7 protein-coding genes, 2 tRNA genes and 3 rRNA genes are annotated in these 13,929 nt (G+C 40.4%); 7 read left to right on the top strand and 5 right to left on the bottom strand.

Annotated features, from left to right (window positions below; all coding sequences use genetic code 11):
- The first annotated feature begins 28 nt into the window (after positions 1-28).
- From trmD to FK178_RS00850, 7 genes are all read left to right on the top strand, one after another.
- Positions 29-709 (top strand): tRNA (guanosine(37)-N1)-methyltransferase TrmD, encoded by a 681-nt coding sequence (trmD, locus tag FK178_RS00880; RefSeq protein ID WP_146830093.1) that lies wholly within the window; start codon positions 29-31, stop codon positions 707-709.
- 112 nt (positions 710-821) lie between these two features.
- The gene (gene rplS, locus FK178_RS00875; RefSeq protein WP_146830091.1) at positions 822-1,175 is read left to right on the top strand and encodes a 50S ribosomal protein L19; all 354 of its coding nucleotides are present in this window, start codon (positions 822-824) and stop codon (positions 1,173-1,175) included.
- Between the two features lie 175 nt (positions 1,176-1,350).
- Positions 1,351-2,769 (top strand): S8 family peptidase, encoded by a 1,419-nt coding sequence (locus FK178_RS00870; protein ID WP_146830089.1) that lies wholly within the window; start codon positions 1,351-1,353, stop codon positions 2,767-2,769.
- Positions 2,770-3,489: 720 nt separating this feature from the next.
- Positions 3,490-5,712: an NADP-dependent isocitrate dehydrogenase gene (locus FK178_RS00865; RefSeq protein WP_146830087.1), complete on the top strand. Its 2,223-nt coding sequence runs from the start codon at positions 3,490-3,492 to the stop codon at positions 5,710-5,712.
- Positions 5,713-5,898: 186 nt separating this feature from the next.
- A complete protein-coding gene (locus tag FK178_RS00860; protein WP_146830085.1) occupies positions 5,899-8,271 on the top strand; it encodes a TonB-dependent receptor in 2,373 nt (790 codons plus the stop codon).
- A gap of 3 nt (positions 8,272-8,274) precedes the next feature.
- Positions 8,275-9,120: a DUF4249 domain-containing protein gene (locus tag FK178_RS00855; protein WP_146830083.1), complete on the top strand. Its 846-nt coding sequence runs from the start codon at positions 8,275-8,277 to the stop codon at positions 9,118-9,120.
- 16 nt (positions 9,121-9,136) lie between these two features.
- The gene (locus tag FK178_RS00850) at positions 9,137-9,358 is read left to right on the top strand and encodes a DUF6095 family protein (RefSeq protein WP_146830081.1); all 222 of its coding nucleotides are present in this window, start codon (positions 9,137-9,139) and stop codon (positions 9,356-9,358) included.
- Positions 9,359-9,922: 564 nt separating this feature from the next.
- Here the strand turns inward: FK178_RS00850 and rrf (FK178_RS15960) are convergent.
- The 5 genes from rrf (FK178_RS15960) to FK178_RS00830 form a co-directional block, all read right to left on the bottom strand.
- Positions 9,923-10,026, bottom strand: a 5S ribosomal RNA gene (gene rrf / locus FK178_RS15960).
- Positions 10,027-10,149: 123 nt separating this feature from the next.
- Positions 10,150-10,259: ribosomal RNA gene (rrf, locus tag FK178_RS00845) — 5S ribosomal RNA — on the bottom strand.
- A 215-nt stretch (positions 10,260-10,474) separates the two neighbouring features.
- A 23S ribosomal RNA gene (locus FK178_RS00840) occupies positions 10,475-13,314 on the bottom strand.
- Between the two features lie 219 nt (positions 13,315-13,533).
- A tRNA-Ala gene (locus FK178_RS00835) sits at positions 13,534-13,607 on the bottom strand.
- A 159-nt stretch (positions 13,608-13,766) separates the two neighbouring features.
- Positions 13,767-13,840, bottom strand: a tRNA-Ile gene (locus FK178_RS00830).
- Positions 13,841-13,929: the final 89 nt, after the last annotated feature.

Genomic DNA, 13,929 nt, shown 5'->3' with positions numbered 1-13,929 from the left:
TCTTTGCAGCTTCCTAATTAAGACTTAAATGCGAATAGATATAATAACCGTAGTACCGGATATACTTACCAGCCCCTTTGATGTTTCTATATTAAAAAGAGCCATTGAAAAGGGACTAGTCGAGATACACCTTCATAATTTGCGAGATTATGTTACAGATAATTATAAGCAAATTGATGATTATCAATTTGGTGGAGGTGCAGGTATGGTGATGATGATAGAGCCTATAGACAAATGTATTACCGGCCTTAAAGCTGAAAGGGAATATGACGAGATAATCTACATGACCCCCGATGGAGCAACCCTTAACCAAAAAACGGTAAACACCCTATCTTTAAAAGAGAATATAATCATCCTTTGTGGCCATTATAAGGGAGTAGACCAGCGGGTTCGGGATCATTTTATTACCAGGGAAATTTCCATAGGTGATTATGTGCTTTCGGGGGGTGAACTTGCCGCAGCGGTGCTTTGTGATGCCGTAATACGATTGATCCCCGGAGTTTTGGGAAATGAAACTTCAGCATTAACAGATTCCTTTCAGGATGATCTCCTCGCCCCACCCGTTTATACCCGACCGGCCGACTATAAAGGATGGAAAGTACCTGAAATATTAACCTCAGGAAATTTTCCAAAGATAGAAACCTGGCGGGAAGAACAATCCTATTTGAGGACCAGGCAATTAAGACCTGATCTTTTAAAAGATGAATAACCAAAATTATTATTGCAGGTGAAGTTAATTTTATTAATTTTGCACTCGTTTCTAAACCAACCTCTGGCGAAAATCGTGAATGTTGCTTTAGGCTATATCCAAACATATAACTATGGAATCGTTAATTAAATTCGTTCAGGACGAGTTCGTTACAAAAAAAGATTTTCCGGAATTTTCAGCAGGTGATACTATCACTGTGTACTATGAAATTAAGGAAGGCGCAAAAACCCGTACTCAGTTTTTTAGAGGGGTTGTTATTCAGGTTAAAGGAACAGGTTCATCTAAAACATTCACTATTCGCAAAATGAGTGGTACTGTTGGTGTTGAACGTATCTTCCCTGTAAACTTACCTGCACTTCAAAAAGTAGAAGTGAACAAGAGAGGTAAAGTTAGAAGAGCCCGTATTTATTATTTCAGAGGTCTTACTGGTAAAAAAGCCCGTATTAAAGAAGAAAGAAGATACTAACATCTCTTTTATAAAAAGTTTAAAAAGCCCCTTTTTGGGGCTTTTTTTATTAACCAAATTTTAACGTTATTACTCTAATATTTGCACATTTCGACACTTTAACTTTTGTTGAATTATAAAATTCTGTTAATGTGATTAAAAATAGATTACCTTCCGCACTCAAAAACCTAATTACATGAAAAAAAACAAATTACAAGGAATGGCGCTTCTACTTTGCGCTGCAGGAGTATTATTCACATCCTGTGAAAAAGAAGATGTTACTAATGAGGTGATGGTAACAGAAACCGATTTAAATGAACCTCCTTTTACCAATTATATGGTGGTTACAACCAATGGTGAGTTAACCAAAAGTGTGGAAAATTTTCTAAAGAACAGCGGCGGAGAGATTGTAAGCTCCATTCCTGAAATTGGAATTTCCATAGTGAGTTCTAAAGATGTCAATTTCATCAACAACACTTTAAAGAACAAGGATGTGGAATCTGTGGTTCCCGATTATGAAATTGCGTGGATACCAAAGGAAAAAGAGGGGATTACTCAGGAGGATTTCTTGGCCAATGCCTTAACTCCAAGCCCTGGTTCTACCGAGACTTCTTATATACGTTTATGGGGAATGGAGGCTATTGAGGCGCCTAAAGCGTGGAATCAAGGTTTTACGGGAAAAGGAGCAAGTGTTTTCGTTCTGGATTCGGGTATAGATAGAGAGAACATAGAATTTGCTCAAACATTAAATAGAAATCTTTCCGCATCTTTTATAGCCAATGAACCCTACTGGACCAGACCTGGAAGATTTGCTAATCATGGCACCCACGTAGCCGGAACCATCGGAGCAAATAAAAATAATTTTGGGGTAATAGGTGTAGCATATGAAGCCGAGCTTGTTGGAATTAAAGTTTTATCTGAATTTTCCGGTAGCGGTCCATTTAGCTCAATAAATGCTGGTATTGTATATTCCGGAAATAACGGGGCAGATGTAATAAATATGAGTTTAGGTGCTACCCTTAACAAGAATGGTAAATTAATTGATGCGAATGGAGTAGAATACAAAATTCCCGCAAAATATATAATGGAAATAGTGATAGCACAACAACGAGCAATTAACTATGCTCATGGCAAAGGATCCACTATTATCGCATCTGCCGGGAATGGCGCAACAAATTTTGACGGAAACTCTGCTTATATTAAATTGCCGGCAGGCTTAAATAATGTAATTTCCATTTCGGCTTCAGCTCCAGAAAATTGGCACCCATATTCCAACCCATACACAAACTTCGATGTTCCTGCAAGTTATACAGATCATGGTATATCTTTGGTAGATTTTGCGGCTCCTGGTGGAGATTTTGATGTAGCCCAGTTAGATATGATATATAGTGTTGCAAGCGGTGTAAATGCTTTCAATTACAATGCAGGCACAAGTATGGCCGCTCCCCATGCATCTGGAGTTGCAGCTCTTATTATTGCTAAGAATGGAGGTCAAATTGGGCCTCGCGAGGTGGAAGCTCAATTGATCAAAACTGCAGATAAGGTAAATGGGAATGGTCAAAGCATATTCTTTGGTCATGGTAGAGTAAATGCATATAGAGCAGTTACTGAATAAAATTTTTCCTGTTTTAAATTACTTTAAAGCCCCACTCGGGGCTTTTTTTGTTTATATCATTTAGACTTTCACATTTTATTAAATTAAATGATTTTCCAAAATACCTGATTCCACGTCATTTTGGTAAATTCTTCTTCTTTGGGTTTACACTTTTTTAACACTATAACCTGTTGAAAAGTAGCAAGTTAAAACTTCTCAATTTCATAAATAAAAATATTATATTGAGAGATATTAAAAAACCTGATAGAATGACACAAGGATTTCCAGGTTTTTAATACGGTAAAGCCAAGTTCTTTACATATGTTTTTATCTTCTATATAACAATTAATTTGCACAGCAAATTCAGTTCGAAAGATGAAAGCACCTTTGATACTTTTTGGGCGCGTTTGTGAACAACAGGTATCGAGTGAAATAATGCACGTAGTAAGTTGTGGTAATAGACTTACAATTGATTTTAATATCCTGCGGTAAAGCGTTATTTCGTTAGAAGCCATTTCAATATACATTGTATTTTGAAATGGCTTTTTTATTGTAAATTTTTCTTAATCCCTCCACTTCCCGGTATTCATATTATGAATAGAGGCCTAAAAATGTTATCTTCGCGAGGCGGAGGTTACTTTTTTCTGAATACTTCCCCGAAATTTTTCAATTAATTTAAATCCTCATAATTATAGCTGAATTTCTAAATCCGGCCTATAAACTGAATAATAAAAATAACTCATGACAAAAAGATCGACCATTTTTTATACAAAAACTGATGAAGCGCCCATGCTGGCGACTTTTTCTTTTTTACCCATAGTAAGAAGCTTTACTGCCACTTCCAAAATTGATATTGAACCCACAGATATTTCCCTTGCTGCCAGGATACTCTCACAATTTCCGGAGGTGCTTAGCGAAGAGCAACGGGTCCCCGATGCCCTTAAAATGTTGGGAGACCTGGTAAACCAACCGGAAGCCAATATTATTAAACTTCCAAATATCAGTGCATCAGAACCACAGCTGGAAGCAGCGATTAGGGAATTACAGGAAAAAGGTTATGCGTTACCAGATTATCCATCTAATCCACAAAATGAAGAGGAAAAATCCATTAAGAAAAAGTACGACCAGGTTAAAGGAAGCGCGGTAAATCCTGTTCTTCGCGAAGGAAATTCAGACAGGAGAGCCCCACGTGCGGTGAAGAATTATGCAAAAGAAAATCCCCATTCCATGGGAGAATGGTCCTCAGATTCTAAAACTCATGTTTCCACTATGGATACCGGGGACTTCTATTCCAATGAAAGGTCTTTAACTCTTGAAAATGAGACCGGCGTTAAAATTATTTTGGAAGATAGCTCGGGAAAAGAGGAGGTTTTAAAGGAAAATTTAAAACTTCAAAAAGGGGAAATTATAGATGCCACCATGATGAGCAAAAAAGCTTTGCTATCATTTCTTGAGGATCAGGTAGCAGATGCCAGGGAAAAAGATGTTCTTTTCTCCCTGCATATGAAGGCAACGATGATGAAAGTTTCAGACCCTATTATATTTGGTCACGCGGTTAGAGTATTCTTTAGGGATATTTTCAAAAAACATGGCGACACCTTAAAAAAGTTGGGTGTGAATGCAAACAGCGGTCTGGGCGAATTGGTAAAAGCTCTTTCAGGACTGGAAATGGAGCAAAAAGCTGCAATTCAGGAAGATTTAAAAGCTGCTTTTGAAAATGGCCCATCCATCGCGATGGTAGATTCAGATAAAGGAATCACCAACCTGCATGTGCCAAGCGACGTGATCATAGATGCATCTATGCCTGCTATGATTAGGACCTCTGGGAAAATGTGGAATAAAAATGGTCAACCTCAGGACACCAAAGCGGTGATCCCGGACAGTAGTTATGCCGGTATTTATCAAGCGACCATAGAATTTTGCAAAAAACATGGAGCCTTTGATCCTACCACTATGGGTACAGTTCCCAATGTGGGATTAATGGCCCAAAAAGCTGAAGAATACGGATCTCACGACAAAACTTTCGAAATAAAATCGGCCGGAACTGTAAAAGTGGTTGATGCCAACGGAAAAACCCTTCTCACACATGAAGTTGAAGAGGGAGATATTTGGAGAATGTGTCAAACCAAGGATGCCCCGGTAGAAGATTGGGTAAAGCTGGCGGTAAACCGAGCAAAAGCTACAGGAATGCCCGCCATTTTTTGGCTGGATGAAAACCGGGCTCATGATGCAGAGATCATTAAAAAAGTAAACAAATATTTAGGAAACCTGGACACAAAGGGGCTGGATATAAAAATTCTTTCTCCTGAGAAAGCGACTGAATTTACGCTTCAACGAGTTAAAGAAGGTAAGGACACAATTTCGGTAACCGGAAATGTGCTGCGCGATTATCTCACAGATCTTTTCCCAATTCTGGAATTGGGAACCAGTGCCAAAATGCTTTCAATTGTTCCATTGATGAATGGTGGAGGATTATTTGAAACCGGTGCCGGAGGATCTGCTCCCAAGCATATTCAACAATTCCTTGAGGAAGGCCATTTAAGATGGGACTCGCTTGGAGAATTTTTGGCGCTGACGGTTTCCCTTGAGCACCTGGGCGAAACTACAGGAAATACCAAGGCCGTGATACTTTCTGAAACACTTGATAAAGCAACTGAATTATTTCTAAAAAATGATAAATCCCCTTCGCGTAAGGTTAATGAGCTGGATAACCGGGGAAGCCATTTCTATCTTGCACTCTACTGGGCACAGGAATTAGCAAAACAGGATAAGGATAAGGAGTTAAAAAACCATTTTGCAAGTATTGCTGAAAAACTAAAGACCAATGAAGAAAAAATTCTTCAGGACCTTGTAGATGCACAGGGAAAACCGCAAAATATTGAAGGTTATTATTACCCCACAGAAGACCTGGTTAGCAAAGCGATGCGTCCAAGTGAAACTCTGAATGAAATATTGGGATTTTAGTCTTTAACTGAGAATTCAAAATTAAAAATGCCCGGTATTAAACCGGGCTTTTTTATAATCTTATTTTATTCCAGCTTGAAAACCATTTTCAAATAAATTCTATCAATACCATATTTTAAAAATATGGTTCCACAAATCATAATTAATGAGGTTGAAAACAATTCAAATTTTATCTTTATCTAAAAAATTCAATTGAAAAATATCCTTTTTGTTTTACTTATTTTTTTGAGTACCAGTTCCCAGGCACAGGAGAGATATACCCTAAATGGAATTATAAAAGATGCTGCCAGTAATGAGACCCTCTATGGGGTTAATATACTTTTTCCCGATCTTAATACCGGGACCACCAGTAATGAATATGGCTTTTATTCCATAAAACTGCCGGCGGGAGATCACCGGATGCTGGTTTCCTTTATTGGATTTAGTGAGGTTAACCTTGAAATAAGCATTAATTCCAACACAACCCGAAATATAGACCTACGGGAATCCTCTGAAACGCTTGATGAAGTTGTTATAAGCCAGAATAATGAGAGCCTTGATATTATTTCACCGGAAATGAGCGTTAACCAACTTGATATAAACACCATTCAAAAAATTCCTGTTGTATTTGGGGAGGTAGATATTATTAAATCCTTATTACTACTTCCCGGGGTTTCAAATGCGGGAGAAGGCTCCTCCGGATTTAATGTACGTGGCGGGGCTGTAGACCAAAATCTTATTCTTTTAGATGAAGCTACCATCTATAATTCTTCTCATTTATTTGGATTGTTTTCAGTATTCAATCCCGATGCTGTTAAGAACCTGAAACTATATAAAGGTGGAATACCGGCAAAATATGGAGGAAGGGCATCATCTGTATTAGAAATCTATCAAAAAGATGGGAACAGTAAAAATTTTAAAGCCAATGGTGGTATTGGCTTAATATCCAGCCGTCTTCTTTTAGAGGGCCCAATTGTAAAAGATAAAGGCTCCTTCCTTGTAGGTGGAAGGGGTTCCTATGCTCACTTATTCCTGAAGTTGACAGATAATCCAAATGTGGCCTACTTTTATGACCTTAACACCAAATTGAGCTACAGGTTGAATGACAATAACACCCTGTTATTTTCAGGTTATTTTGGAAGGGATGTTTTTAATCTTAGCGAACGCTTTAAAAACACTTATGGTAATGCAGTGTTTAATTTGCGATGGAACCACGTGTTATCCAATAATATTTTCACAAACCTCTCTGTGATCTACAGTGATTATTATTACGGCTTAACCCTGGATTTTGTTGAATTTAACTGGAACAGCGGGATTAAAAACCTCAATATGAAGTATGATTTCAATCACTACCTCAATGAAAATATAAGTTTGGATTACGGGATCCAGAATACCTATTATGAATTTAATCCGGGAGAAATAGAACCCAGTAATCCGGGATCAGGAATTAACTATTTTGAACTTACCAAGAAATATGCTTTTGAAAATGCAGTATACTTTTCAATGGAACATACTATTTCTCCCAGGCTTGCTGCGGAATACGGATTAAGATACAGTAGTTTTTTCCGGCTTGGGCAACAGGAGCTGAATGTTTATGAAAATGATCAACCTGTGGTTTTTAATGATGCTTTTGGAATTTATGAGGAAGCAGACCCGGTAGGTACAAGAAGTCTTTCAAAAAATAAAATTGAACGCAGTTTTGGAAATCTTGAACCCCGCATAGCATTGGCATACAATTTTAATGAGTACCAATCTATAAAGGCGAGTTATAACCGGATGAGCCAATATCTCCATCTTATCACAAATACCAGTTCCCCTACTCCCCTTGATGTATGGGCACCAAGCGGTAAATATATAGAGCCCCAGATATTGGACCAGATTGCAATAGGGTATTTTCAGAATTTAAGAAATAAACTTTATTCCCTGGAGGTAGAATCCTTTTATAAGATCATTGAAAACAGGCTAGACTATATTGATGGTGCCAACCTGGTAGCGAACAACGCCATAGAACGGGTAGTATTACCGGGAGAGGCAAGAGCTTACGGGCTTGAGATCCTGATTAGAAAAAATGCAGGGAAATTTACCGGTTGGCTGGCCTATACGCTTTCAAGAACCCAACAGAAAACAGCCGGTAGAACGCTGGTAGAAACAGGAATAAATAATGGAGGATGGTATAATACAAATTATGATAAACCCCATGACCTGTCAATTACCGCCGGTTATGAATTGAGCAAAAAATGGCAATTCAATGCAAATTTTGCTTACCAAACAGGATTGCCCACAACATTTCCCACGGGACAGTATGTTTTTGAAAATCTTACAATTCCGGTATATTCCCTTCGCAACAGTAACAGACTGCCTGCTTATCACAGGCTGGATATTTCTGCAACCTATTCTCCAAATTTTGGAAAAAAGAAGGCCTATACTTCCTCCTGGAATTTTGGCATATACAATGTATATAACAGACAGAATGCAGTTTCATATACTTTCAGAAAGAATCAGGACAACGGACTAAATGAAGCTGTAAGATTAAGTCTATTCGGAATAATCCCTTCAGTAACTTATAATTTCAAATTTTAAGCCATGGACAAAAGCTATATAGTTTTCCCACCTCAAAAGACTTTGAAAAGCGGTATTAAAATTTTATGCATACTTATAATTACTGGGATATTAGGTTGTGAAGAGGTGGTGCAGGTAGATCTTGAGGAAAGTGAACCAAGACTTGTGATTGATGCTTCTTTGTTACGTGACAAGGAAAATCCTTCATCTATGCAAACCATTAGATTAACAACTACTGCTCCATTTTTTGAAGACAGGTCAATTCCTGCAAAGGAAGCGACGGTATTGGTGAGAGATTCATCTGGCAGGGAATATATTTTTGACGAAATTGAATCGGGTTATTACAGAAACAATAATTTATATCTAAGTTTTGATAGAACGTATGAGCTTGAGATCCTTTATGAAGGAGAATTATATACGGCCAGCGAAAATCTTATTCCAGTTGCGAGTCTGGAGAATGTGGAACAAACTACCGGTGGTGGTTTTACAGGAGATAATATTGAATTAAAAGTTTTTTATACAGATCCCGTAGAGGAACGCAATTATTATCTTTTCAGGTTATTGCATGAAGATTTGTCGCTTCAAATTTATGATGATGAATTCACGAATGGTAACCGCACATTTGCTTATTTTAGCGATGAGGATTTACGCCCCGGTGATGAAGTGCGTTTTGAAGTACAGGGAATGAGCAGACGATTTTATGAATATATGTTCATTTTAAGATCACAAGCCGGATCTGGAGGAGGTCCTTTTCAAACGCAGCCTACGACCGTAAGGGGAAATGTGATTAACGTCACCAATCCGCAGAATTATGCACTCGGGTATTTCCGGATAGCAGAAACAGATTATTTAAATTATACTGTAGAGTGACAATCTATTATAAAAAATGAAACATACAAATAAAGCTTTATTAGGGAAAGGTTTGAAATATTTTGCGGGTGCAATCCCACTATCAGGTATTGGTCCTATAGTTTTATACAGCGCCTTTAATAACCAGAATCATCCCTGGTATCTTGCTGTGTTGATTTTTGGAATTTTGGCCTGTGCAGCAGCGGTGTTTTTTATGTTTAAAGGCATTACCACATTGGTAAGATCTTTATTTGATTGATTGATTTACTCATTTGATCACCCAATAAATGTTCTCTTACGGAATGAACATATTTTTATGCCTGGAATAATAGTAAGGATCACAAGTAACTATTAGTAAGAAAGATGATCCTGGCCGTGCGATTTCAATCTTCCCCATAGATTATTTCAAAACACAACTCACACCCCCGAGACTTAAGGTATGTATTTGCCCGGCGCAGATTTACGATAAGTGCCTTCCATTTCTTTAAATAAAAAGCACCAGTCTTTTGGAGAGGTGCGTTTGGGAATAATATAAACAAAAAAGATCTGCCCAAACATACCTTAGGCACGGGTGTGGGATAGCTATAGGTTGGTATGGATTAGTTACACAAATAAGAAAAGCACCAATCTCCCGAGAGGTGCTTTTGAAAAAAGTATAAAACAAAAAAAGACCTTTACTTTTCAATAAAGGTTTTCAAAAAGAAGCCTGCCGGCAGGCAGGCAGGCCTGCCCGAACGGTACGGGCGGGGCTCCCACAATACAACAGTACTTAACATTATTCCATAAAAAAACCCTTCATCGATATGATGAAGGGTTTTCAAAAACAAGGCGACGACATACTCTCCCACAATACAGCAGTACCATCTGCGCTAACGGGCTTAACTTCTCTGTTCGGAATGGGAAGACCCGCCCGAACGTACCGTTTCGGTACGGGCGGGGGTGAGCCTTTACAATTTCTACCAACAAAAAAAGCACGAATCTTTCGATACGTGCTTTTCAAAAAGTATAAAACAAAAAAGACCTTTACTTTTCAGTAAAGGTCTTTCAAAAACAAGGCGACGACATACTCTCCCACAATACAGCAGTACCATCTGCGCTAACGGGCTTAACTTCTCTGTTCGGAATGGGAAGAGGTGAGCCCCGTTGCTATAGCCACCTTAAATTATTAGTGATTAGTGATTGGTGAGTAGTGATTAGTTTAAAACTATTCACTATTTACTATTTACTATTCACTTCACGCCTTAGCGTGATAATAAGATTAACATATAAGGAAATAAACAATAGAAAAGAATAACGAAGATAATTAAAATGCTATTAGATAGGTTTTTAGCTCCCCTCCTAAACTCTCCCCCTAATGGGGGGAGCCGGAGGGGGCCGCACTAAGCTTTACGGATTATTAGTACCACTCGGCTATGACATTACTGCCTTTACACCTATGGCCTATCAACGTGGTAGTCTTCCACGATCCTTTAAAGAAATCTCATCTTGTGGTGGGTTTCGCGCTTATATGCTTTCAGCGCTTATCCCTTCCCGACGTAGCTACCCAGCAATGCTCCTGGCGGAACAACTGGTGCACCAGAGGTCAGTCCAACTCGGTCCTCTCGTACTAGAGTCAGATCCACTCAAATTTCTAACGCCCACTGTAGATAGAGACCGAACTGTCTCACGACGTTCTGAACCCAGCTCGCGTGCCACTTTAATGGGCGAACAGCCCAACCCTTGGGACCTTCTCCAGCCCCAGGATGTGACGAGCCGACATCGAGGTGCCAAACCCCCCCGTCGATGTGAGCTCTTGGGGGAGATCAGCCTGTTATCCCCGGCGTACCTTTTATCCTTTGAGCGATGGCCCTTCCATACGGAACCACCGGATCACTATGCTCTACTTTCGTACCTGATCGACCTGTATGTCTCTCAGTCAAGCTCCCTTTTGCCATTGCACTCTACGCACGGTTACCAAGCGTGCTGAGGGAACCTTTAGAAGCCTCCGTTACTCTTTTGGAGGCGACCACCCCAGTCAAACTACCCACCAAGCATTGTCCCCCATTTTCAGGGGTTAGGCTTCAAACAAGTAAAGGGTGGTATTTCAACAATGACTCCACAACGCCTGGCGACGCCGCTTCAAAGTCTCCCACCTATCCTACACATCACTTGTCCAAAGTCAATACTAAGCTATAGTAAAGGTGCACGGGGTCTTTTCGTCCCACAGCGGGTAATCGGCATCTTCACCGATACTACAATTTCACCGAGCTCATGGCTGAGACAGTGTCCAGATCGTTGCACCATTCGTGCAGGTCGGAACTTACCCGACAAGGAATTTCGCTACCTTAGGACCGTTATAGTTACGGCCGCCGTTTACTGGGGCTTCAATTCAATGCTTCGCCGAAGCTAACATCTCCTCTTAACCTTCCAGCACCGGGCAGGTGTCAGGCCCTATACATCATCTTTCGATTTAGCAGAGCCCTGTGTTTTTGATAAACAGTCGCCTGGACCTCTTCACTGCGGCCCATCCGAAGATGGGCGACCCTTCTCCCGAAGTTACGGGTCTATTTTGCCTAGTTCCTTAGCCATGAATCTCTCGAGCACCTTAGAATTCTCATCCCAACTACCTGTGTCGGTTTGCGGTACGGGCTGCCACCACTCGCTTTTCTTGGAAGTCGATTTGCTAGATTATCACGCCAGCCGAAGCCTTTGTGTACTATCAGAGTGTTACCACATCCTTCAACGTACTATTCCGTCAGTACGCACTAACTTTTCGCCTCCGTCACTTTTATCGCGGGGCAGGTACAGAAATATTAATCTGTTGTCCATCGACTAACCCTTTCGGGGTCGCCTTAGGTCCCGACTAACCCTCAGCTGATTAGCATAGCTGAGGAAACCTTAGTCTTTCGGTGTGCGGGTTTCTCGCCCGCATTATCGTTACTTATGCCTACATTTTCTTTTGTAATTAGTCCAGCAAGCCTTACAGCTCACCTTCAACCCCATTACAATGCTCCCCTACCACTCCATATCTAAATATGAAATCCATAGCTTCGGTAGTATATTTATGCCCGATTATTATCCATGCCGAACCGCTCGACTAGTGAGCTGTTACGCACTCTTTAAATGAATGGCTGCTTCCAAGCCAACATCCTAGCTGTCTGGGCAGTTCAACCGCGTTTTTTCAACTTAATATACATTTGGGGACCTTAGCTGATGGTCTGGGTTCTTTCCCTCTCGGACATGGACCTTAGCACCCATGCCCTCACTGATAATAAACATTTTATAGCATTCGGAGTTTGTCAGGAATTGGTAGGCGGTGAAGCCCCCGCATCCAATCAGTAGCTCTACCTCTATAAAACTATAATTATCGCTGCACCTAAATGCATTTCGGGGAGTACGAGCTATTTCCGAGTTTGATTGGCCTTTCACCCCTACCCTCAGGTCATCCCAAGACTTTTCAACGTCAACGGGTTCGGTCCTCCACTATGTGTTACCACAGCTTCAACCTGCCCAAGGGTAGATCACACGGTTTCGCGTCTACCACTACCAACTATAGCGCCCTATTAAGACTCGCTTTCGCTACGGCTCCACATCTTAAATGCTTAACCTTGCTGGCAACGGTAACTCGTAGGCTCATTATGCAAAAGGCACGCCGTCACCCCACTAAAGGGCTCCGACCGCTTGTAAGCGTATGGTTTCAGGATCTATTTCACTCCGTTATTCACGGTTCTTTTCACCTTTCCCTCACGGTACTGGTTCACTATCGGTCTCTCAGGAGTATTTAGCCTTAGCGGATGGTCCCGCTTAATTCATACAGGGTTTCTCGTGCCCCGCACTACTCAGGATACTGCTATGGTTTATGATCTTTACTTATACGGGACTATCACCCTCTATGGTCACTCTTTCCAAAGTGTTCTAATTCATTACACAACCAATATCGCAGTCCTATAACCCCTGCATTGCCGTAACAATACAGGTTTGGGCTAATGCGCGTTCGCTCGCCACTACTTGCGCAATCACTGTTGTTTTCTTCTCCTCCGGGTACTTAGATGTTTCAGTTCCCCGGGTTCGCCTTCCTTACGGAATACTATATCTTCAATATAGTGGGTTGCCCCATTCGGATATCTGCGGATCAAACTGTATGTGCCAGTCCCCGCAGCTTTTCGCAGCTTATCACGTCCTTCTTCGCCTCTGAGAGCCTAGGCATTCCCCATACGCCCTTATTTAGCTTATGTGCTTTTACCTAATTTGCTCTGATACTAAAAACAGCCGTGCAGCTTGTTCTTAGTATCAATTTTAATTATTTCATATCCTTTGCAGTTGCCTGCAAAGAACGTATTCTCTCGTATTCTTTATTTCCCAATATGTCAATGAACGTTTTACAATTAGCAATTAACAGTTACCAATTAACAATTTTCATTGTTTATTGATCATTGTTTATTGATCATTGTCTTGTGGAGAATATCGGAGTCGAACCGATGACCTCCTGCGTGCAAGGCAGGCGCTCTAGCCAGCTGAGCTAATCCCCCATTTCTCTAGTTAAGAGTTATGAGTTGGGAGTTATGAGTTGATAACCCGCAATAACTCTGCTCCTAGAATTTCCTTTAGTATTTTAATGAACGTACAGCAAAGACTTTTACCTCTTTAACTCTTTTCCTTTTTAACTTCGCAAGCTCTCGCTTGCGTCGTAGTCTCAGGCAGACTCGAACTGCCGACCTCTACATTATCAGTGTAGCGCTCTAACCAGCTGAGCTATGAGACTGTCTTTTTGAGAGACAAGACTTATAGATTCTAGAATCTAGACTCTATGGTCTTTTTTCTCTTATAAAATAATATATCGAAATTGACAGC

Source organism: Antarcticibacterium arcticum, from assembly GCF_007993795.1.
GTDB classification, from domain to species: Bacteria; Bacteroidota; Bacteroidia; order Flavobacteriales; family Flavobacteriaceae; genus Gillisia; species Gillisia arctica.
This window is presented reverse-complemented; position numbering and strand designations above follow the sequence as displayed.

What these genes read in the sequence shown, in the direction of transcription:
- trmD (WP_146830093.1), top strand. Translation starts at nt 29, where the DNA reads ATGCGAATAGATATAATAACCGTAGTACCGGATATACTTACCAGCCCC.
- rplS (WP_146830091.1), top strand. Translation starts at nt 822, where the DNA reads ATGGAATCGTTAATTAAATTCGTTCAGGACGAGTTCGTTACAAAAAAA.
- FK178_RS00870 (WP_146830089.1), top strand. Translation starts at nt 1,351, where the DNA reads ATGAAAAAAAACAAATTACAAGGAATGGCGCTTCTACTTTGCGCTGCA.
- FK178_RS00865 (WP_146830087.1), top strand. Translation starts at nt 3,490, where the DNA reads ATGACAAAAAGATCGACCATTTTTTATACAAAAACTGATGAAGCGCCC.
- FK178_RS00855 (WP_146830083.1), top strand. Translation starts at nt 8,275, where the DNA reads ATGGACAAAAGCTATATAGTTTTCCCACCTCAAAAGACTTTGAAAAGC.
- FK178_RS00850 (WP_146830081.1), top strand. Translation starts at nt 9,137, where the DNA reads ATGAAACATACAAATAAAGCTTTATTAGGGAAAGGTTTGAAATATTTT.